Below are 22,224 nucleotides of genomic sequence, written 5' to 3' on the forward strand. Positions count from 1 at the left end.
TTCAAAACAGGTTTATAATGGATAATGACAGGGTAAAGATATATTTGATGTTTGCTTAAACATTAGGAGGTCAACATTTATGGCAGAGGTACTTGAAGCAAAAAAAAGAGAGGATAAACACCATTCTTCCAGCCGCCGGTTAAGAAGAAACGGCTACATACCGGGCGTTGTTTACGGCTACCAGACGGAAAATACACCGGTTTATGTCAATGACACTGAGTTTGAAAAATTATTGCGTGAAAACGGAAGAAATGCGGTGCTTTCCTTGAATGTGAACGGGACACAGCGGAATGTGATGGTCCATGAAGTACAAACCGATCCTTTGAAAAATAAAATCATTCATGTCGATTTTCTTGCCGTAAATATGTCGGAAGATGTCGATGCTACTGTGCGCGTCGTCCTTACGGAAGAAAGTGCCGGCGTAAAAGACGGTGGCGTGCTGCAGCAGGCACTGCATGAATTGTCGATTACGGCAAAACCGGATGAAATTCCTGATGCCATTACGGTGGATGTTTCCAATTTGCAAGTGAATGAAAACATTACGGTTGCGGACATCCGCGGAAAGTATGGATTTACCATCAATCATGAAGATACGGAAACGATTTGCTCCGTTCTGCCGCCTCGTCAGGAAGAAGAAATCAGCACTGGCGAACAGCAGGAGTCAGGGACGCCTGAAAATCTTGAAGGACGGGAAACAAGCGAAGCATAACATCCGGGTTTATGAAAAAAGGCGTATGAGGATACGCCTTTTTTTGCCGTTATGCCAAATCCTTTGCTAAGAAAGCAATGCACCCGACCTATTATGCATGAATTTTTAAAAAAGTTTGCCATTCCTTTAGCACAGCGCAAGCTTGCCGGGGGAAATGATTGGGGCACAAAAATGCGCCACTTGTTCCGTTCCTTTATTTTCAAGGGCATGGAAGATCATGTCTTGCATTGTTCCCGTCATTCCGGGAAAAACTTGTCATATGCCCGTAGTCCGGCCTGCTTGCACTTTTATCTGTCTTCGTGGATAATTAAAATAGGGTTTTTACGTATAGAGAAACCGGCACGAAGAAAACGGGCGCGCTTGTTTTTTGCCCGAAACGGATTGCCTGTTTGCTAAAAAGGCATCACGGTATACATGATGCCTGGTCTTGCTGTCCCTTAAAAACGCTACAGGTGGTTTTCCTCAGCAGCTTATTTCATTTCAGCAAGGAATGAATCAATCGGGGTGTGAATATGAAATGTATTGTCGGGCTTGGAAATCCGGGAGCCCAATATGAACATACAAGGCATAATATCGGTTTTGAAGTGGTCAATCTGCTTGCAGAACGGCTGCAGGCCCCTTTTAAACAGTCGAAATTCAAGGGGCTGTGTGCAGAAACAACTGTAAACAGCGGGAAAGTGCTGCTTTTAAAACCGATGACATATATGAATTTATCCGGTGAGTCGGTCAAAGCAGTCATGGATTATTACCGCCTTGGCACCGGAGATTTACTCGTCGTCTACGATGACCTTGATCTTCCGCCCGGCAAAATCCGCCTGCGGCAAAAAGGAAGCGCCGGCGGCCATAACGGAATCAAATCCATCATCCACCATCTTGGAACACAGGAATTTAACCGGATTCGCATCGGTATCGGGCGGCCGGACAGAGATGCCTATATGCCGGATTATGTGCTCGGCCGTTTTTCAAAAGAGGACCGGGAGAAAATGCAGCTGGCGGTTGAAAAAGGCGCCGATGCTTGCGAAGCCTGGTTGGAAAAGCCGTTCCCGGTCGTGATGAACCTTTATAATTGAGTCGTATCGATGCGGAATATGGGGAATCTGCGCGAAATTCCGCGGCCATTTCTTCCGTTTTTATAAAAAAACGAATAACCCCTTCCCGTTGCGCCCATACTATATAAGGACGATATGAAAAAGGGGGCCGGAAGATGGCCGTTCATTACTATTGCCGGCACTGCGGCACAAAAATTGGCACCATCACGGACATCGAAGCAGACCGGATGGGACTTTTCTTTTTGACGGATGAGGAGCGGCAGGAAATGGTACTTCCTCAAGAAGACGGGAGCGTCCGCATCCAGTCAATTTGCGAAGAATGCCAGGATTCATTTGAACGCGAACCCGCATTTCATCAATACGGCTATTTAATCCAATAATCCGCTTTGGAAGGAGTCCAAAGCATTTTTCTGTTTTGCTGCAGGAACATTTATGCTTTCTGCAGCCCCTTCCTGTTTAAATTTTACAAAACAGTGTGAATAGTAGAGAAAGGGAAATCGGATCAAGAGAGGAGTTGGCCCTTTTTGGACGGAATACAAAAAATGATCCTTGAACACAAGGAAGCAGAATCGGTCATAAGCGGTACAACGGCCGGCCTGAAAGAGCAGCTTGTTTCCGGGTTGTCCGGTTCCGCCCGTAGCGCTTTTATTGCTTCGGTCTATCAAAAAACGGAACAGCCGGCCATTGTGTTAACTTATAATCTATTACAGGCGCAAAAGTTGTATGATGATCTCCTGCAATTTGTGGATGAAAGCGCCTTATTTCTGTATCCCGCAAATGAACTGATTGCGGCCGAACTGGGTGTGGCAAGCCCCGAGCTGATGGCCCAGCGGATAGAGGTGCTGAATGCGTTGCTATCGGGGAAAAATTGCCTGATCGTTGTCCCGATGGCCGGATTGCGGAAAATTTTGCCGCCGAAAACGGTTTGGGAAAAGTACCAGCTGCACGTCGAAACAGGAAAAGAAATTGAGCTTGATCACGTATTGGAAATGCTTGTGGAAATGGGTTACACCCGGTCGGATATGGTCGATTCACCGGGAGATTTTAGTGTGCGCGGCGGGATTCTTGATATATACCCGCTGACAGAAGAAGACCCCGTCCGGATCGAATTATTTGATACGGAAGTAGACTCCATCCGGACGTTTTCCGCTGACGACCAGCGTTCCCGGGATAAACTTTCTGCTGTCTCCATCGGACCGGCGACGGAATATCCGGCAGACCGTCTTTCGCTTATGAAAGCGGCTGAAACGGTAAAAGAAGGGCTCAGCAAAACACTTGCAAAAATTAAAGATGATCAGGTAAAACAACTGCTTGCCCAAAATATTAGTTTTGACATTGAAAAGCTGAAAAACGGGGAAAAACCCGATCAAATCTTTAAATACTTATCGATTCTATATGACCAGCCTGCCAGTCTCTTAGACTATGTGGAAACAGCCGGCATTTTATTTTTGGATGAGTTCGGCCGGATTCAGGAAATGCAGGAGCGCCTCGATAAAGAAGAAGCTGAGTGGTATACGGCGATGGTGGAAGAAGGCAAAATGATTTATGATTTGGCCGTTTCCCACGCCTTAGATACACTGCTGTCGGGAAAAAAATGGAAGAAAATCTATTTGTCACTGTTTTTGCGTCATATCCAAAATACAAATCCGCAAAACATTGTGAATATCGCTTGCAAGCCGATGCAGTCGTTCCACGGGCAGATGCATGTGCTGAAAGCGGAAATCGAACGTTGGAAGAAAGGCCGTTTTACGGTAGTTTTCCTTGGTGCGGACAAAAACCGGGCTGAAAAAATCCAAAGTGTGCTGGAAGATTATGAGATTGAAGCTGCTTACGTGGCGGAAGATCTTATCCCGGGGCATATCCAGGTGGCGGAAGGGAACCTGAACACCGGTTTTGAGCTGCCAATGTGCAAGCTTGCCGTTATTACGGAAGAAGAACTTTTTAATAAAAAGGCGAAGAAAAAAACGCGCCGGCAAAAGTTGTCCAATGCTGAGCGGATTAAAAACTATTCCGAGCTGAATGTTGGGGACTATGTGGTTCATGTCAACCACGGGATCGGGAAATATTTAGGGATTGTGACGCTTGAAATCAACGGCGTCCATAAAGACTATCTCCATATTAAGTACCAGGGTTCGGATAAGCTGTATGTGCCGGTTGACCAGATCGACCTTGTCCAAAAATACGTCGGTTCGGAAGGAAAAGAGCCGAAACTTTATAAGCTGGGCGGCAGCGAATGGAAACGGGTCAAACGGAAAGTCCAGTCATCCATCCAGGATATCGCGGACGACCTTGTCAAATTGTATGCGGAGAGGGAAGCATCAAAAGGGTTTGCCTTTTCTCCGGATGGGGATATGCAGCGTGAATTCGAGGCGGCTTTTCCATATAAAGAAACGGAAGACCAGCTCCGGTCGATCCAGGAAATCAAGCGGGACATGGAAAAAGAGAAGCCGATGGACCGTCTGTTGTGCGGGGATGTCGGCTACGGCAAGACAGAAGTGGCGATCCGCGCCGCTTTTAAAGCAATGATGGACGGCAAGCAAGTGGCCATGCTTGTACCGACCACCATCCTTGCCCAGCAGCATTTTGAAACGGTCACGGAAAGGTTCCATGGCTATCCGATAAAAGTCGGGCTGTTGAGCCGTTTCCGGACGCGTAAAGAGCAGAATGAAACGATAAAAGGCTTGCGCAACGGGACAATTGATATGGTGATCGGGACGCACCGGCTGCTTTCAAAAGATATCCAGTTCCATGATCTGGGCCTTTTGATCATTGACGAAGAGCAGCGGTTCGGTGTCAGCCATAAGGAAAAAATCAAGAAATTAAAGACGAATGTCGACGTGCTGACCTTGACCGCAACACCAATCCCAAGGACGCTGCATATGTCCATGGTCGGCGTACGCGATTTGTCTGTAATTGAAACGCCGCCTGAGAACCGTTTCCCGGTACAAACTTACGTGCTGGAGTATAATGACCAGATGGTGCGGGAAGCGATCGAACGTGAACTGGCACGGGACGGGCAGGTTTACTTTTTGTATAACCGGATTGAAGATATTGAGCGGAAGGCGGAAGAAATTGCACGGCTTGTTCCCGATGCGCGCGTGGCGTATGCCCACGGCCGGATGACAGAATCTCAGCTCGAATCGGTCATTTTTGGTTTTCTTGAAGGCGAATACGATGTGCTTGTGACGACGACAATTATTGAGACGGGCGTGGACATCCCGAATGTCAACACCCTGATCGTCAATGATGCGGACCGGATGGGACTGTCGCAGTTATACCAGCTGCGCGGGCGTGTCGGGCGGTCCAACCGGGTGGCATATGCTTATTTTACGTACAGAAAAGACAAAGTGCTGGCGGAAGCGTCGGAAAAAAGGCTGCAGGCGATTAAAGAATTCACGGAACTCGGATCCGGCTTTAAAATTGCGATGCGCGATTTGTCCATCCGCGGCGCCGGCAACTTGCTGGGCGCACAACAGCACGGGTTCATCGATTCAGTCGGTTTCGATTTGTATTCGCAAATGTTGAAGGAAGCGATCGAAGCGCGGAAAGGGGCAGACGGCGAAGAGGAAAAATTGCCGCCATTTGAAGTCGAACTCGAAATTGATGCGTATATTCCGGATGCCTATATAAAAGACGGATACCAGAAAATTGAAATGTATAAACGTTTCAGGGGCATCGAGACGCTTGAAGATATCGAAGAATTAAAAGAAGAGATGATTGACCGTTTCGGCGATTATCCGCAGCAGGTAAGCGACCTGTTTACGATTGCGGAAATGAAAGTATACGCCAAAGAAGCGATGCTTTCATCGATTAAACAAAACAAACAACTGATCACGATTTTAATGTCCGAAAAAGGCTCGAAACAGGTAAACGGCCCGAAAGTCGTGGACATTGTAAGAAAATACGGGCGTTCGGCCGGATTCGGCATGGAAGGCAACCAGCTGAAAATTACGCTGGATATTAAAAAAAGCAAGGGCCATGAGTGGCTTTACACCTGCACGGAAATGATCCGGGAACTGCGGGGCGCCTTTCTAAGGGCCGAAACGACGAGCGCTTCCCGGTAAGATGCAAGCAAAAAACTAAAGGGCTGGCGGCTTGTTGGCAAAGGCCCGTTTGTAAAAGCACGGAACAATGGTTTCTTTTGTTCCGTGCTTTTTATGGTTCTTTAGGTTTGCCAGGGAAAATTTTTGGGAAAAAGATAGAGAAGAATTGGAAATCAATCCAATCGATAGCAATTGTACAAAAAACGTTCATGATGTATAGAACTTGCCAGATGAAAGATACTAATGTCAACGCAGGTAAAGGATTCAAGAGCCATCTGAGGATGGAAAAAAATCATCTGATGAAAGTGAGGGCAACTTTAGATGAAAGCAACTGGTATTGTTCGTCGTATTGATGATTTAGGCAGAGTTGTCATCCCGAAAGAGATACGAAGGACGCTTCGTATCCGTGAAGGGGATCCGCTTGAAATTTTTGTGGACCGCGACGGGGAAGTCATTTTGAAAAAATATTCGCCGATCAGTGAATTAAGTGATTTTGCCAAGGAGTATGCCGAAGCGCTGTATGACAGTTTAACGAGCCCTGTCCTGATCTGTGACCGGGATGCCGTGATTGCAGTCAGCGGCGGTTCAAAAAAAGAATATTTAAATAAAAGAAACGGTGAAGTGATCGAAAAAGTCATGGAGGACAGAATGCCGGTTTTATCAAAAGAAAAAGGAAAAACGGCGCTGGTGGACGGTGTGGAGGAGGAACTGGCTTCTTATACGATTGCTCCGATTGTCGCAAGCGGCGATCCGATCGGTGCTGTCGCCATTTTTTCAAAAGACCGTACGCTCGGGGAAGTGGAACAGAAATCGGCGGAAACGGCTGCCGGATTCCTGGCCCGCCAGATGGAACAATAAGGATTTTCTCCCGTTTTTTCCACGACTCTTTTGTCATCATTTATTTTCACGTACGCCAAAAAAAACGCAGGCAAAGGGTCTGCGTTTTTTGATCTGTTTTTTTGCAGGTTGTCTGTAAGGCGCGTCTTGTATCCCTTTTTATGGTATAATACATTCGATTTTATTCTACGTACGGTGTGGCGGCCGTGTGAAAGGCAGAAAAGACGTGCAGCAGGATCATGAGTCAAAAAAGCTTTTTCAAGGCATTCTGATTTTAACCTTGTCATCCGTCATTACAAAAATCCTCAGTGCAGTTTACCGCGTGCCGTTCCAAAATATTGTCGGCGACGTCGGTTTTTATATTTATCAGCAAGTGTACCCGATTTACGGGATTGTGATGGCACTCTCATCTTCCGGTTTTCCGGTTGCCGTTTCCAAAATGGTGGCGGAACGGGAAGCAGCGGGCGAAAACAGCCACCGCACATTTTTAAACGCGGTGTTCCTCATCCTCGGTTTATTCGGTTCCGGATTGTTTCTTGCCGTTTTTTTCACTGCAGGGAAGCTGGCGGCATGGATGGGGGATCCCCGTCTTTCTCCGCTTATCCGGACGGTTTCCTGTTCCTTTTTGCTGATGCCGTTGATTTCCGCGATCAGAGGTGTTTATCAGGGACAGGGAAGGATGGTGCCGACTGCGCTCAGCCAGGTACTCGAACAGACGGTCCGGGTTGCGGCCATTCTTCTTCTATCCTTTTGGCTGGTCCGCGGCGGTTTTTCGCTTTATGCAGCCGGGCAAGGGGCCGTGTTCGGCTCCGTGCTGGGAGGCGCGGTGTCTGCGGCAGTGCTTGTATTTTATCTGGTAAAGGGCGGCAGACAGGAAAAGGCAGCCCAGCTCCTTGAATGGAACGACGTAAAGCAGGCGGCCCGCTCCCTGTTTTGTAGCGGGATTGCGGTCTGTATCAGCAGCCTTGTCCTGGTTTTGTTCCAATTTGTCGATTCCCTCCATCTTTACGCGTTGTTAAAAGACGCCGGCTGGGGGGCGGAAGCGGCAAAAAAACTAAAAGGCATCTACGACCGCGGACAGCCGTTTTTGCAGCTTGGAACAGTGGCAGCGTCCTCCTTTGCCCTGAACCTTGTCCCGGTGATTGCGCTTGAATATAAGAAGGGCAGAAGAAAAAGCCTTGAAATACAGGTACAGGCTGCTTTAAAAATCAGCACGGCGATCGGCGCGGGCGCTGCAGTTGGACTGATTGGGATCATGCCGTTTGCCAATACGATGCTGTTTGAAAACAGCGAGGGAACAGCTGTGCTGTCTGTTTTTTCGGTTTCCATCTTATTCAGCACCTGGATTTTAACCTTTTCAGGAATCCTGCAGGGACTGGGGAAGGTGTACACCCCTGCAGTTGCCATTGCAGCAGGCGTCCTGTTGAAATATGGGTTAAACGAGGTTTGGGTTCCCCGTTTCGGGACCATGGGCGCTTCCGCTGCCACCGTCGCCGCTTTAGGGTTTATTTCGCTTATATTGATGATAAAATTGGGTAAAGCATATGTTAAAATGCTGCCGGCTCTATTTTTCGGCAAGCTCGCTCTCTCCCTTTTTGCCATGTCCGCTTGTTTGCAGCTTTGGCTCCGCCTTTTTGTCCACGGGTTTTCGGGCAGGGCAGCAAGCGTCCCGGCTGCTTTGGGGGGAACAGCGATCGGTGCGGCTGTTTTTCTATTTTGTGCCGCCCGGCTGCGTTTGCTGACGGATGAAGAATGGGGGCTTGTGCCTTTTGGAACAAAATTAGCCGGCCTGAAAGGAAAGAATTGGATTGGAAAACAAAAAACATAGCATCACCGTTGCCGGTCTCGGGGCCGGGGATATGGGCCAGCTTCCGCTCGGTGTATACAGGCAGCTGAAAGCAAACCGGAAAATTTTTCTGCGGACAAAAGAACATCCGGCCGTGTCGGAACTTGAGCGGGAAGGGATGAAGTATACGGCTTTTGATGACGTATACGAGCGCCACGATCAATTTGAAGCGGTATACGAAGAAATTGTGGAGATCCTTTTCCGGGAAGCGGAACAGGAGGATATTCTTTATGCCGTACCCGGCCATCCGTTTGTGGCGGAACGGACAGTCCAGCTTCTGCTCGAACAAAGCGCGGCTAAACAGACGGAAATCAAAATCGCGGGCGGGCATAGTTTTATCGATGCGCTGTTTGCTTCTGTCAGGGTGGATCCGATTGAAGGCTTCCAGCTTGTGGATGGTATTGCTTTAAAACCGCACGACATCCGGACGAACCAGCATCTGGTAGTCGGGCAGGTGTATGATACTTTGACGGCTTCTGAAGTCAAGTTGGCCCTCATGGAAAAATATCCGGATGAACACCGGGTGGCAATCGTCCGCGCTGCCGGCAGTACGGATGAAGCTGTTAAATGGCTGAAGCTGTATGAACTGGACCGCGGATTTGAGCTCGATAATTTAACGAGCGTCTACGTTCCGCCGCTTAAAGAGCAGGATTTGCGGGATTTCGCCGAGCTGCGGCAAATCATTGCGGCTTTGCGTGCGCCGGATGGCTGTCCATGGAACCGGGCACAAACCCATCTTTCGCTGAAAAAATATTTGGTTGAAGAGTGCGGGGAAGTACTTTCAGCGATTGATAATGAAGATGAGGACAACCTCGTTGAAGAGCTTGGCGATGTGCTGCTCCAGGTTTTGCTGCATGCGCAAATTGGTGAAGAGGAAGGCATGTTTACGATAGAAGATGTGATAGAAGGGCTTGCTTCAAAAATGATCCGGCGCCATCCGCATGTGTTCGGCAATGTGAAAGCTGAAAGCGCTGAAGAAGTCGCGCAAAACTGGGAGCGGATAAAAGCTGCCGAAAAACAGGAAAAACGGGAGTGAGGGATGGATATGGAAAACACGACAATGCGTCTCGATAAATTTTTAAAAGTCTCACGGCTGATCAAACGGCGTACGCTTGCAAAAGAAGTTGCCGACCAGGGCAGAATCGAAATCAACGGCGTCCAGGCAAAAGCCAGTTCAAACGTGAAGACAGGGGATGAACTGACCATCCGTTTCGGCCAGAAAGTGGTCAAGGTGAAAGTGGAGAATTTAAGGGAGTCGACAAAAAAAGAAGACGCCGCTGGCATGTACACGATGATCAGTGAAACGCGGGTCAATGAATAAAAATGTTTCAGGGTGTCCGAAGCCATGAACCGGCTATGGACGCCTTTTTTATTTTTTTGGCAGAATGCGCGCCCTGGGGATGTGCGGGAGAGGATCACACCCGAAAAGTTCTAGAATGGAAGCTTTACGGGAAGGCGTTTCCGGAGGTCCGTGCGAATTCGTATGGCCGTGCTTTAGTTTCGTGTGCTGTTCCCTTTTGGTCTTTTTTTGTCCGGACGGGCATAGTATAGTACAAAGTTTGGACAAGGAAAGTGGGGATCAGGATGAGTGACTTTTATAATACACCGCAAGCAAGCAAACCGGTTCTCCAGGAACACGATGTGATAATGCGCGGCCGCAAGCTGCTGGATATTACCGGCGTGAAGCAGGTGGAAAGCTTTGACAATGAGGAGTTTTTGCTGGAAACGGTGATGGGCTTTCTCGCCATTCGCGGGCAGAATTTGCAAATGAAAAACTTGGATGTTGACAAAGGGGTCGTCTCGATAAAAGGAAAAGTGTTTGATCTTGTTTATTTGGATGACCATCACGGGGAGAAAGCTAAGGGACTCTTTAGCAAGCTGTTTAGATGAGCCTGAGCGTGCAATTTTATACGATGCTTGCCATGATCGCGATGGGAAGCTTTTTCGGCGGCACCCTTGATACGTATAACCGTTTCTTGCAAAGACGGAAAAGAAAGCGCTGGGTTGTCTTTGTCCATGATGTTCTTTTTTGGCTGTGCCAGAGCCTGCTGCTGTTTTATGTCCTGTTCCTGGTAAACGCTGGGGAAGTCCGGTTTTATATTTTTATCGCCCTCCTGTGCGGGTTTGCCGCTTACCAGGCATTATTCAAAAACGGGTACTTGAAGCTGTTGGAATGGTGCATCCAGGCAGCACGCCGCATCGGCCGGTTTACAGCCGGCATGTTCCGGCTTCTTGTTTTCCGCCCGGCCAAAGGATTTGTCCTTCTTTTGTTTGCCCTTTTTCTCGGCGCAGGGCGATTGCTTTATACGATTGTAAAAATGATGGTAAAAATGGTAATATGGATATTAAAGACCGGGCTTAAACCGTTTTCCGTACTGGGTGTTTTTTTATGGCGCATCAATCCGCTGCGCGCCTCTTTTGAACGTTTTTTTAAGAAAACGGCAGGATTATGGAAAACAATCCAGAATAAGTTTATCAAACTGAAAAACCGGATTGGCAGGTTTTTTAAAAGATAAGCCCGGTGGCTATACTTTCCGCTCTGCCTAGGGCTTTTTAGGAGGGAGTATGTTGGGACGCAATATTGCTTCAATGGACAATGCTTATATAAAACAGCAATCGGTCAAAGAAAAAGTACTGGTGAGAAGGCGTAAGCTGCTTTTCCGGCGATTGGCGCTTTTCGGTGTTATGGCAGTGCTTGTTTCCGCACTGCTCGTCTCCACCCTGGTCTCACGGAACGCACAGCTCGCGGCAAAAAAAGAACAAAAAGCAAAGCTAGTGCATCAAGTAAGGGACATTGACAAGCAGCAGGCGATGCTCAGAAGCGAGATTAAGAAACTGAAAGATGATGACTATATTGCAAAACTCGCCCGTAGCGAATATTTCCTTTCCAAAAAAGGGGAGATCATTTTTAATTTGCCTGATTCCAAAAAGAATACTCAAGAAGAAGACGTGTCTTATTGACACTCTTTTTTCATGTTCGTTATAATATGTTAAAGGTTGATTTTTTATCTTTTAAGGAGGAAAAATTTTTTTATGTCAATTGAAGCAGGCAGCAAGTTACAAGGTAAAGTAACAGGCATCACGCATTTCGGGGCTTTCGTCGAATTGCCGGACGGCTCAACCGGGCTGGTTCATATCAGTGAAGTTGCTGATAACTATGTAAAAGACATTCATGACCATTTAAAAGTCGGCGATATCGTTGAAGTAAAGGTGCTGAATGTCGAAAAAGACGGGAAAATCGGTTTGTCGATCCGCAAGGCGAAAGACCAGGCGCAGCAATCCCAATCCCAGTCCCATTCCCATCGGCCGCAAAGGCATGGCCGGGGAAATAACCGCGGAAAAGAAGATTTTGAATCCAAAATGGCGCGCTTTTTGAAAGACAGTGAAGATCGCCTGTCTTCGCTCAAACGAAATACAGAATCAAAACGCGGCGGCCGCGGCGCGAGAAGAGGCTAACTTGCTGTCTAGTTGACTCATATATCCGTATCATTTGCTTTAAATTGGAGGGCGGAACCGGTTCAAACAGAAATGTTTGTCGGATCCGCTTTTTCTTTTTGCTGTTTCGGACAAAAATCGCCGAATCACACGAAAAAAACCGGCCTTGAACGGGCCGGTTTTTTTTCAAAACAGATATAGCGGCGGAGGGGATCGAACCCCCGACCTCACGGGTATGAACCGTACGCTCTAGCCAGCTGAGCTACGCCGCCATGGCTTAAATGAAAAAGCACATTTTCTATAATAACGGCACCGCACCCATTTGTCAACTGCTCTTTTTGAAAAAAATTGTAAAATGCATCGCATATTTGTGGAAAAAGTCGAACTTTTCTTTTGGACTGCATTGGAATTTTGACAAACTTTTAAAACTTGTCCTTTTATAATTGCTTGTATCAAAGTGATGAGGGGGAGTTTATGATGAATTTGGGGAAAGTTGAGCGCGGGATGATGGAACAGGGGGGCCATGTGGATCTTGAGGAAACAAAAAAAGAGTTTGCAAAAGGATGGAAGCAGCTCCGGGGAAAATTTGAATCCCTGTTTATCCAAAAAGGGATCAGTCTTTTGATCATTGGCTTTTTATTGGGAAGGGCCCTTATCTTGTCGCACTTTACGCCGTTTGCATTGCCGTTTTTTGCAGCTGTCTATGTGATGAAGCGGGATAAGGCGCCCATCACGCTGCTCGGGCTCACTGCGGGCGGATTAACATTATCTGTTGCGAACGGGATGTACACGCTCGCATCGACCATCCTCTTTATTCTTGTATTCAGGTTGTTCGGCAAATACCATAAAGAGGAAACCCGGGTGCTGCCCTTTTACATCTTTGCTGTCTCGCTTGTTTCAAAATGCGCTTACCTTTATCTTCAGCAGCAGTTCCAGCTCTCTTTTTATGACGGCCTGATGGCGGGTGTGGAATCGTGCTTAACCTTTATCCTTACCATGATATTTATGCAAAGCATTCCAATCTTATCACAAACAAGACGAAAAAAAACATTAAAAACGGAGGAAGTCGTCAGTCTCATCATTGTGCTCGCGTCCGTTTTGACCGGGACAATCGGCTGGACGGTGAACGGGTTGTCCGTTGAGCATATTTTTTCGCGCTATCTTGTCCTCCTGTTTGCGTTTGTCGGCGGCGCGACGGTCGGTTCCACTGTCGGGGTTGTGACCGGTCTCATTTTCAGCCTTGCCAACGTGTCCAGCTTTTATCAAATGAGCCTGCTTGCGTTCGCAGGGCTCCTGTGCGGATTGTTAAAGGAAGGGAAGCGCGGGGGGGCGGCTGCCGGGATGCTTGTTGCGACCCTGCTGATTACGATGTACGGCGAGTCCGGGGCGTCTTTAAGCGCCGCGCTGTATGAAACATGCGTGAGCATTGCCCTTTTCTTTTTAACGCCGTCCCCGTTTACGGCAAAAATGGCGCGGCATATCCCGGGGACAGCCGAATATATGAAGGAGCAGCAGCAGTATTTAAGGAAAGTGCGCGATGTGACGGTTCACCGCGTGGAGCAGTTCTCGTCCGTTTTCCAGGCGCTTTCCAAAAGCTTTTCGCAGTATGACCATACGAAAGAAGAGGAGGACCGTGAGCGGGATCTGGATTATTTTTTCAGCAATGTCACGGAACGGACATGCCAGACCTGCTTCAAAAAAGAGCAGTGCTGGGCGAAAAACTTTGATAAGACGTATGATTTGATGAAAATGACGATGGAGGACCTGAGTGAAAGGGACGGCGCGGTTTCGAGGCGTGCTCATCGCGAATTGGAGAAACATTGTGTCAGGGCCCAAAAAGTGGAAGATGCGATCAACCAGGAATTGACATTTTACCAGGCCAATCAAAAATTCAAAAAAATGATCAAAGAAAGCCGGAAAATTGTCGCAGAACAGCTGCAGGGCGTTTCGGAAGTCATGGGAGATTTTGCAAAGGAAATTCAGCGGGAGCGCGAGAACCACCAGCTGCAGGAAGAAATGATCCTCGAGTCATTACAGGATTTCGGGCTCGATATTGACCAGGTCGAAATTTACAGCCTAGAGTCGGGCAATATTGACATTGATATCACCTTGCCGCAGTACAGTGGCTACGGCGAATGCGAAAAGATCATCGCGCCGATGCTTTCCGATATATTAGGAGAAACGATTGTTGTCCAGAAAGAAGAGTTCAGTTCGCAGTCGGGCGGGCTTGGCTATGTGACATTCCGTTCGGCCAGGGCATTTGTCGTCGACACCGGTGTGGCGCATGCCGCAAAAGGAGGCGGTTTTATATCCGGTGACAGTTATTCGATGATCGAGCTTGGCTCAAGAAAGTACGCCATTGCTATCAGCGACGGCATGGGAAACGGCGAGCGTGCCCATCATGAAAGCAATGAGACGCTCAGGCTCTTGCGGCAGATTTTAGAATCGGGCATAGAAGAAAAGATTGCCATCAAATCGGTGAACTCCATTCTGGCGCTAAGGACGCAGGAAGAAGTGTTTTCCACGCTTGATCTGGCGATGATCGACCTGCAGGATGCAAGCAGCAAATTTTTAAAAATTGGATCAACGCCGAGCTTTATTAAACGCGGCGATAAAGTGATCAAAATTGAATCTGGGAACTTGCCGATGGGCATGATCCAGGAATTTGATGTGGATGTCGTTTCCCGGCAGCTGAAAGCCGGTGATATTTTAATCATGATGAGTGACGGGATTTTGGAAGGCCCGCGTTACATTGAAAACCCGGAATTATGGATCAAGCGGAAAATCCGGGAGCTGGAAACGGAAAATCCCCAGGAAATTGCCGACCTGCTCATAGAAGAAGTGATCCGCTCGCGATCCGGTTTAATTGAAGATGATATGACGGTCGTCGTTGCAAAAATCAAACACAACACGCCGAAATGGGCGGCCATCCCCGTTAGCAAAGGGAAAAGAATGATCTCTTAAATGTCCGTGCCATATAGAAGAAGCGGAAGGCAACGGTATATATTTTCTCCCGATTGTCGATGATGGTAAAAACGAAGAAATGCCGTTAATGACAAGGAGGAGAAAAAATGAATGCAGGCACTTTAAAACAGATTTTGCTGATTACGGACGGATGTTCAAACCAGGGGGGTGATCCGGCTGCAGCTGCGGCATTGGCAAGAGAAGCAGGCATCACCATTAATGTAATTGGCGTCATGGAACGGGATATCATTGATGAAAAAGGGGCAGCGGAAATTCAAAATATCGCCATGTCGGGGGGTGGCGTCAGCCAGATCGTCTATACGAAACAATTATCGCAAACCGTGCAAATGGTCACTCGGAAAGCGATGACCCAGACGATTCAGGGAATCGTGAACAAGGAATTAAAACATATTTTGGGAAGTAACGGATCCATTGAAGCACTGCCGCCTGAAAAACGCGGCGATGTGTTGGAGGTGGTAGATGAACTGGGGGAAACAGTGGATTTGGACATTCTCGTGCTCGTCGATACAAGCGCAAGTATGAAACCGAAGCTCGAGACTGTAAAAGAAGCTTTGCTTGATTTGTCTTTAAGCCTGAATGCGCGAATGGGGAATAACCAATTTTCAGTTTTTATATTTCCTGGGAAAAGGAAAGAAACGGAGAAACTGCTTGACTGGACACCGAAACTGGAATCGCTCGCGGCCATATTTCCGAAACTGCAGACAGGCGGGATTACGCCGACAGGGCCGGCCATTCATGAGGCGATCCGCCATTTTGACCGGAAAAGGAAGCTGAGGGGATATCATACGCATGATGACGGACAATACTTTGAAGAATCCATTTAATGATCCGCCGGGTACGGTTGTGACGGGGAAATGGCATAAAAACCGGTACAGATTGCTAAAGCGCCTCGGGGCCGGTGCAAATGGCGCTGTTTATCTGGCGGAATCGGCGGCCGGTCCGGTTGCATTAAAAGTCGGTGTGAGCACTGCCCAGGTGGCATCCGAGTCCAGCGTACTAAAAACCATATCCAAGGCCCGGGGGCAGTCCCTCGGGCCTTCCTTTTTGGAAGCGGATGACTGGGAGCGCGGGCGGGAGATCATTCCTTTTTATGTCATGGAATATATAGACGGCCCGGATCTGCTTTCCTTTGTCACCGGGAAAGGTTTTTCCTGGGCGGCAGTGCTTGTGATCCAGCTTCTTTCCGATTTACAACATTTGCATGAACAGGGCTGGATTTTCGGAGATTTGAAGCCCGAAAACTTGCTGGTTGGAACCCCTGGAAACAGGATCTGCTGCATTGATCCGGGCGGGATGACAAAGATCGGACGTTCAGTAAAAGAATTTACGGAGTTTTTCGACAGAGGTTACTGGGGGTTGGGATCGCGGAAAGCCGAGCCTTCCTATGATTTGTTTTCCGTTGCAATGGTAATGATCAATCTTGCCTATCCGAACCGGTTTTTAAAAAAACAGGCAAATGGTTTCCCACAACTGATGGCGGCGGTCAGGCAACATGCCGGGCTGTGCAAATTTGAGGCGGTGCTGCGGAAAGCGCTGGGGGGAGGATATCGGACAGCTTTTGAGATGAGGCAGGACATGCTTATGCTGCTGACTTCGCATAGAGAAAAGAAGAAAGCCAAAACAACGCACAGGCCGGAAAAATCAAAACTCGGACAGTCGCGGGCAAAAAGACGGAGGTTTAGAAAATTTAAAAAGTTCATGGCTGCCATGATGATCATCTTGATGATCTCTGTGTTATACTGGTATTATACTTACGGACAAATCAGCATCCCTTTTTAAATATCCACAAATTTATGCCGGAAAAATGCGGCGGCCTCCTAATCCGGGATTACAGCATGGCCGAAAATAAGTGCGCAGCGACAACGAGCGCAGCACTGGCAAGGATGGCAAGTCTATGCTTTTTTCAGGACGGGCGCCTTTTTATAAAGAAAGCATAAATTTCCGGCCGTTTGCCTTATGATGAAAATGCTATATAAAATGAACAAAATATTGCCGCTCTGTTGCCTGCCGCAAAAAGTAGTTCTCGTAGAAATCGATGGTCGGGCTTGATGGAAAAACTGAAGTTCCTTTTTATAGCGCAAATTTTACGCAAACGTCCATGCAAGCAAAAGGATGGAAATGAATATTCAGGATAAATACACCGGCACAAATTCTTTAAAGCAGAATATGTTTAGAAATTTGGAAATGCCCATGTTACAATGGAAATAACAAAACGGTACCGAAAAGGACAGGTTTTATGCTCGCATTTGAGGACAATGTATTCCATTTTATCAGGAAACACAGGCTGATTGAGGCGGGAGACCATTTGCTCGTAGCGGTTTCCGGCGGGCCGGATTCACTTGCGCTCCTCCACTTTCTCACTTCGCGAAGGGAGCGCTTCCGTGTAAAGATAACAGCCGCTCATGTTAACCATATGCTAAGGGGGGAAGCGTCCTGTAAAGACCTTTTGTTTGTCAAAAGCTTTTGCGAATCTCACCGTATCGGTTGTGAAACGGCAGAAATCCCGGTGCTGGAAAAAGCGAAGGAAGAAGGCCTTGGCATTGAAGAAGCAGCGAGAAAATACCGGTATGCTTTTCTCGCTGAAGCAATGGAGAAAACCGGCGCCAATAAAGTTGTATTAGGCCACCACGGCGATGACCAGATGGAAACGGTACTGATGCGGCTTACAAGGGGCGCAGGCGGAAAGGGAAGGGCAGGCATTCCGTTTCGCCGGCCGTTTGCAAAGGGAGAAATCATCCGTCCGCTATTGGGCACGGCCAAAAAAGAAATCATAGATTACTGCGCCCATTATCATCTCGAACCACGCACCGATGAAAGCAACGCATCCCCCGACTTTGCAAGAAACCGGTTTCGTGCGTCCGTCCTGCCTTTTCTAAAGAAAGAAAACCCGCGGGCCCATTTGCATTTTCAAAGATTCAGCGAAGAGCTTTTGGAAGATGAAATCTATCTTTACGGGCTGGCGCAGGAAAAATTAAAGCAGATGGCGGAAACAGGGTCCGGAACTTGCACGCTCGATCTCCGGAAGTTCAAAGGGATGCCTATGCCTTTACAAAGGCGGGTGATTCATCTAATATTAAAATATCTTTACAATGAAGACATAAAAGACGTCACAGCGATACATACAGATGCCGTTTTAAAACTGGCTTCAGGCTCCAATCCGTCCGGGAGCGCCGATCTCCCCGGCGGCTTAAAGGCTGTAAGGGACTACGGGCGCATGGCCTTTTCTTTTGGGCGCCGCCCCGCCCGTTCTGCATATCAATATGTCTTGGATGAAGGGATGAAGATTGATCTGCCGAACGGGTATACGATAAAGCTTGTAAAAAGCAAAATTTCATATTCATCCCTGCCAAAGAATATGCTATTATTACACATAAACGACACTTCTCTCCCCCTTATTGTCCGTACAAGGAAACCGGGGGACAGAATTGAAGCAAAAGGACTAAATGGTTCAAAAAAGGTAAAAGATATATTTATTGATGAGAAAATTTCAAAGCCGGAGCGGGATTTGTGGCCGGTTGTAACCGATTCAAAAGGGAACATCCTGTGGCTTCCGAATCTGAAAAAAGCAAAGTTTGAATCCGGGCTTATTTTACCTGATGAAACCTACTATGTCGTGCACTATTGTAAGCAAACAACTTCTAGGGGGCAATCGCAAGATGAATCAGGATATTGAAAAAATCCTCATTACAGAAGAGGAAGTCCAGCGAAAAGTAAAGGAATTGGGGGAGCAGCTGACGAAAGAGTATGATGGCAGATTTCCGCTTGCGATCGGGGTATTAAAAGGCGCCATGATGTTTATGGCCGATCTTGTCAAGCATATGGATACATATTTGGAAATGGATTTTATGGACGTATCGAGCTACGGGAATTCTACTGTTTCATCCGGAGAAGTCAAAATCTTAAAAGACTTGGATACCTCGGTGGAAGGGCGCGATGTCCTGATTATCGAAGACATTATTGACAGCGGGATGACGCTCAGTTACCTGGTTGAATTGTTCCGCTACCGGAAAGCAAAATCCATTAAAATCGTCACATTGCTCGACAAACCATCGGGTCGGAAAGCGGACATCCAGGCTGACTATGTCGGATTCATTGTCCCGGATGAATTCGTTGTCGGATACGGCCTTGACTATGCGGAAAAATACCGCAACCTTCCGTATATCGGCATCCTGAAGCCAGCTGTTTATACCCATGAGGGGGAGTAAGAATTCCGAAAAAAGAGGACTATCATTGTGAAATTCAGGCTATATGTATGGAAAAGCAAACGGTCTGTGAAAAAAAGATGAAAAACGGGTGCAAAATATTGTTAAATTAAAAACCACTATAGTACTATTGAATATAGTTTTTTAAGACCGTGGGAGGAGGTAAGGAATGAATCGGATCTTCAGAAATACAATTTTCTACGTATTATTATTTGTCGTCCTGATCGGGATCGTAAGTTTTTTTAACCGCAGCAGCGAAACGACGGAAACGATATCCTATGATCAATTTGTTTCTTATTTGGATAATGGCAGTGTAAAGAGTATAACAACGCAGCCTTCAAGGGGCGTTTATGAGATCCGGGGCCTGCTGAAAGACGGCAATAAACAGTTTATTACGTATGTTATGGATGACCAGGCCATGCTGAACCGGATCGATAAAGCGGCGCACGATCAAAAAGTGAAAGTCGATGTCCTCCAGGCAAAAGAAACGAATGGATGGGTTTCTTTCCTGACATCCATTATTCCGTTTGTGATTATTTTCATTCTGTTCTTCTTCCTGATGAACCAGGCACAGGGCGGGGGCGGCCGTGTCATGAATTTCGGGAAGAGCAAAGCAAGGCTTTACAATGACGACAAAAAGAAAGTCCGTTTCCGTGACGTTGCCGGCGCGGATGAAGAGAAACAGGAACTTGTCGAAGTCGTCGAATTCTTAAAAGATCCACGCAAGTTTTCCGAACTGGGTGCCCGTATCCCGAAAGGCGTACTGCTTGTCGGGCCTCCGGGAACCGGTAAAACATTGCTGGCAAGGGCAGTTGCAGGTGAAGCAGGCGTTCCTTTCTTCTCCATCAGCGGTTCTGATTTTGTCGAAATGTTTGTCGGTGTCGGTGCAAGCCGGGTTCGTGATTTATTTGAAAACGCGAAAAAGAACGCGCCTTGTATTATCTTTATTGATGAAATTGACGCAGTCGGGCGCCAGCGTGGTGCAGGGCTCGGCGGCGGCCATGATGAACGTGAACAGACGTTGAACCAGCTGCTCGTTGAAATGGACGGATTTAGCGCCAATGAAGGAATCATTATTATTGCGGCAACAAACCGCCCGGATATTCTTGATCCTGCGCTTCTGCGGCCGGGACGCTTTGACCGTCAGATTACGGTTGACCGACCGGATGTCCACGGGCGTGAAGCTGTGCTGCGTGTCCATGCGCGCAATAAGCCGCTTGACCCGTCCGTCGATTTAAAAGCGATTGCCCAACGGACACCAGGTTTTTCCGGAGCCGATCTGGAAAACCTGCTTAATGAAGCAGCGTTGATTGCGGCAAGGGCTTCCAAGAAAAAAATTGACATGCAGGATATTGATGAAGCGACAGACCGCGTCATTGCCGGACCGGCGAAAAAGAGCCGGGTCATTTCGGAAAAAGAACGCAATATTGTGGCCTTCCATGAATCCGGGCATACCGTTATCGGGCTTGTGCTCGATGAAGCGGAAATTGTCCAGAAAGTGACCATTGTGCCGCGCGGACAGGCCGGCGGGTACGCGATGATGGTACCGAAAGAAGACCGTTATTTCATGACAAAACCAGAATTGCTCGATAAGATTACGGGGCTTCTCGGCGGCCGTGTATCCGAAGAAATTACGTTCGGTGAAGTGTCAACGGGCGCATCCAACGACTTTGAACGCGCAACCGGCATTGCGAGAAGGATGGTAACTGAATTTGGGATGAGCGATAAGCTTGGCCCTCTCCAGTTCGGGTCTTCGCAAGGCCAGGTATTTTTGGGCAGAGATATTAACAATGACCAAAATTATTCCGATAAAATTGCCTACGAAATTGATACAGAGATTCAAAATATCATTAAAACCTGTTATGAACGGGCACGGCAGATCTTGCTTGAACACCGCGATAAGCTGGAACTGATCGCAAAAACGCTGCTTGAAGTGGAAACATTGGATGCAAAACAAATCAAGCATCTGTTTGAACATGGCACGTTGCCTGAACAGCCTGCGAAATCCCAGGATCCGGCTGAAATCGGTGGAACCGAGCCGCGCGTGAACCTGCAGTCGAAGCAGGGCGGCATCAAAGAAGTGGATCCGGGTGCCGGAAATAATTCGGATACCGGGATGCCAGATGAAAAACGGCCGGGGAAACTGGGACCATCAAGACCGGCAGATGATGATCAACTTTGATAGGTTGCAAATCATTTAAAAAAGCACCGTCTGAAAAAAAAGGCGGTGCTTTTTTATGGCTAGGGAACCAAATGAAAGCATTCTCTAAATCACGGAGATTATGGTATGATGGTTGCATAAAAACTAACAGAAAAACAAAGTGGTGAGCATAATGTTATTGGTGATCGATGTGGGGAATACAAACATTGTATTAGGTGTATACGATAAAGATGAACTAAAATATCATTGGCGCATTCAAACCGTCCGGGATAAAACGGAGGATGAATACGGCATGTCTATGAAAGCCTTGTTCCGCCATGTCGGCATTCACTTTAAAGATATTACCGGCATTATTATTTCTTCTGTGGTGCCCCCGATTATGTACGCACTGGAGCGGATGTGCAGCAAATATTTCCATGTTTCGCCGCTGATTGTCGGTCCTGGGGTTAAAACAGGGCTCGACATAAAATACGATAATCCGCGTGAGGTCGGGGCAGATCGGATTGTTAATGCGGTCGCCGGCATCCACGAATACGGCAGCCCGTTAATTATTGTCGACTTCGGGACAGCAACCACTTACTGTTATATTAACGAGGAAAAGCAGTATATGGGGGGAGCGATTGCACCGGGCATCAGCATTTCGGCGGAAGCCCTGTACTCGAGAGCGGCAAAACTGCCCCGGATAGAAATCGCAAGCCCGGATGATATTATTGGCCGGAACACCGTCAGCGCCATGCAGGCAGGCATTGTTTTCGGCTATGTCGGACAGGTTGAAGGTATCGTGTCCCGGATGAAAGCAAAAAGTAAAAAAGACCCGGTCGTCATTGCAACAGGCGGGCATGCACCCCTCATTGCAAAAGAATCAAAAAGCATTGATATCGTCGACCAATTTTTGACTTTAAAGGGGTTGCACTTGATTTATAACCGAAACTTACAGCATTAAAGGAGGATTTTTCT

At 47.6% G+C, this 22,224-nt stretch carries 19 protein-coding genes and 1 tRNA gene; 19 read left to right on the forward strand and 1 reads right to left on the reverse strand.

Going from position 1 to position 22,224, the window contains the following annotated elements; genetic code table 11:
- The first annotated feature begins 79 nt into the window (after window positions 1-79).
- The 12 genes from OF158_RS00210 (at window position 80) to OF158_RS00265 (ending at window position 11,940) form a co-directional block, all read left to right on the forward strand.
- A complete protein-coding gene (locus tag OF158_RS00210) occupies window positions 80-709 on the forward strand; it encodes a 50S ribosomal protein L25/general stress protein Ctc (RefSeq protein ID WP_014096569.1) in 630 nt (209 codons plus the stop codon).
- A 512-nt stretch (window positions 710-1,221) separates the two neighbouring features.
- On the forward strand, window positions 1,222-1,779 hold the full coding sequence (gene pth, locus OF158_RS00215; protein WP_014096568.1) for an aminoacyl-tRNA hydrolase: 558 nt from the start codon (window positions 1,222-1,224) through the stop codon (window positions 1,777-1,779).
- A 134-nt stretch (window positions 1,780-1,913) separates the two neighbouring features.
- A complete protein-coding gene (locus OF158_RS00220) occupies window positions 1,914-2,138 on the forward strand; it encodes an anti-sigma-F factor Fin family protein (protein ID WP_014096567.1) in 225 nt (74 codons plus the stop codon).
- Between the two features lie 144 nt (window positions 2,139-2,282).
- Window positions 2,283-5,822 carry a transcription-repair coupling factor gene (gene mfd / locus OF158_RS00225; RefSeq protein ID WP_035183018.1) on the forward strand — a complete coding sequence of 1,180 codons (3,540 nt, stop codon included), beginning with the start codon at window positions 2,283-2,285 and terminating at the stop codon, window positions 5,820-5,822.
- Window positions 5,823-6,122: 300 nt separating this feature from the next.
- Window positions 6,123-6,659 carry a stage V sporulation protein T gene (gene spoVT, locus OF158_RS00230; protein ID WP_014096565.1) on the forward strand — a complete coding sequence of 179 codons (537 nt, stop codon included), beginning with the start codon at window positions 6,123-6,125 and terminating at the stop codon, window positions 6,657-6,659.
- Between the two features lie 187 nt (window positions 6,660-6,846).
- The gene (locus tag OF158_RS00235; protein WP_043052537.1) at window positions 6,847-8,466 is read left to right on the forward strand and encodes a putative polysaccharide biosynthesis protein; all 1,620 of its coding nucleotides are present in this window, start codon (window positions 6,847-6,849) and stop codon (window positions 8,464-8,466) included.
- The gene (locus OF158_RS00240; RefSeq protein ID WP_035183015.1) at window positions 8,447-9,520 is read left to right on the forward strand and encodes a MazG family protein; all 1,074 of its coding nucleotides are present in this window, start codon (window positions 8,447-8,449) and stop codon (window positions 9,518-9,520) included. The genes OF158_RS00235 and OF158_RS00240 overlap by 20 nt, the downstream gene beginning before the upstream one ends.
- Before the next feature lie 24 nt (window positions 9,521-9,544).
- Entirely contained in the window at window positions 9,545-9,805 is a 261-nt protein-coding gene (locus OF158_RS00245) for an RNA-binding S4 domain-containing protein (protein WP_282098237.1), read from the forward strand.
- Between the two features lie 263 nt (window positions 9,806-10,068).
- Window positions 10,069-10,374, forward strand: a complete 306-nt coding sequence (gene yabP, locus OF158_RS00250) for a sporulation protein YabP (RefSeq protein ID WP_014096561.1) — start codon at window positions 10,069-10,071, stop codon at window positions 10,372-10,374.
- Entirely contained in the window at window positions 10,371-11,000 is a 630-nt protein-coding gene (gene yabQ / locus OF158_RS00255; protein ID WP_035183013.1) for a spore cortex biosynthesis protein YabQ, read from the forward strand. Before yabP ends, yabQ begins: the two co-directional genes overlap by 4 nt.
- 49 nt (window positions 11,001-11,049) lie before the next feature.
- On the forward strand, window positions 11,050-11,445 hold the full coding sequence (locus tag OF158_RS00260) for an FtsB family cell division protein (protein ID WP_014096559.1): 396 nt from the start codon (window positions 11,050-11,052) through the stop codon (window positions 11,443-11,445).
- A gap of 72 nt (window positions 11,446-11,517) precedes the next feature.
- Window positions 11,518-11,940 (forward strand): S1 domain-containing RNA-binding protein, encoded by a 423-nt coding sequence (locus OF158_RS00265; protein ID WP_014096558.1) that lies wholly within the window; start codon window positions 11,518-11,520, stop codon window positions 11,938-11,940.
- Window positions 11,941-12,117: 177 nt separating this feature from the next.
- On the opposite strand, the gene OF158_RS00270 is transcribed toward OF158_RS00265, so the two are convergent.
- A tRNA-Met gene (locus OF158_RS00270) sits at window positions 12,118-12,191 on the reverse strand.
- A gap of 205 nt (window positions 12,192-12,396) precedes the next feature.
- Here OF158_RS00270 and spoIIE point away from each other — a divergent pair.
- The 7 genes from spoIIE to OF158_RS00305 all read left to right on the forward strand — a co-directional run bounded on the left by spoIIE (window position 12,397) and on the right by OF158_RS00305 (window position 22,210).
- Complete coding sequence (spoIIE, locus tag OF158_RS00275) at window positions 12,397-14,883, forward strand: stage II sporulation protein E (protein WP_264302930.1); 2,487 nt, start codon at window positions 12,397-12,399, stop codon at window positions 14,881-14,883.
- Between the two features lie 107 nt (window positions 14,884-14,990).
- A complete protein-coding gene (locus OF158_RS00280) occupies window positions 14,991-15,728 on the forward strand; it encodes a VWA domain-containing protein (protein ID WP_013858018.1) in 738 nt (245 codons plus the stop codon).
- Window positions 15,694-16,683 carry a serine/threonine protein kinase gene (locus OF158_RS00285; protein WP_264302931.1) on the forward strand — a complete coding sequence of 330 codons (990 nt, stop codon included), beginning with the start codon at window positions 15,694-15,696 and terminating at the stop codon, window positions 16,681-16,683. Before OF158_RS00280 ends, OF158_RS00285 begins: the two co-directional genes overlap by 35 nt.
- A 457-nt stretch (window positions 16,684-17,140) precedes the next feature.
- A complete protein-coding gene (tilS, locus tag OF158_RS00290; protein WP_035183011.1) occupies window positions 17,141-18,577 on the forward strand; it encodes a tRNA lysidine(34) synthetase TilS in 1,437 nt (478 codons plus the stop codon).
- The gene (gene hpt, locus OF158_RS00295) at window positions 18,561-19,109 is read left to right on the forward strand and encodes a hypoxanthine phosphoribosyltransferase (RefSeq protein ID WP_014096553.1); all 549 of its coding nucleotides are present in this window, start codon (window positions 18,561-18,563) and stop codon (window positions 19,107-19,109) included. Before tilS ends, hpt begins: the two co-directional genes overlap by 17 nt.
- Before the next feature lie 166 nt (window positions 19,110-19,275).
- Window positions 19,276-21,288 (forward strand): ATP-dependent zinc metalloprotease FtsH, encoded by a 2,013-nt coding sequence (ftsH, locus tag OF158_RS00300; RefSeq protein WP_014096552.1) that lies wholly within the window; start codon window positions 19,276-19,278, stop codon window positions 21,286-21,288.
- 151 nt (window positions 21,289-21,439) lie between these two features.
- Window positions 21,440-22,210 carry a type III pantothenate kinase gene (locus OF158_RS00305; protein ID WP_017553409.1) on the forward strand — a complete coding sequence of 257 codons (771 nt, stop codon included), beginning with the start codon at window positions 21,440-21,442 and terminating at the stop codon, window positions 22,208-22,210.
- Window positions 22,211-22,224 lie beyond the last annotated feature (14 nt).

This window comes from Weizmannia sp. WK01, from assembly GCF_025905465.1.
Lineage (GTDB): Bacteria > Bacillota > Bacilli > Bacillales > Bacillaceae_C > Weizmannia > Weizmannia faecalis.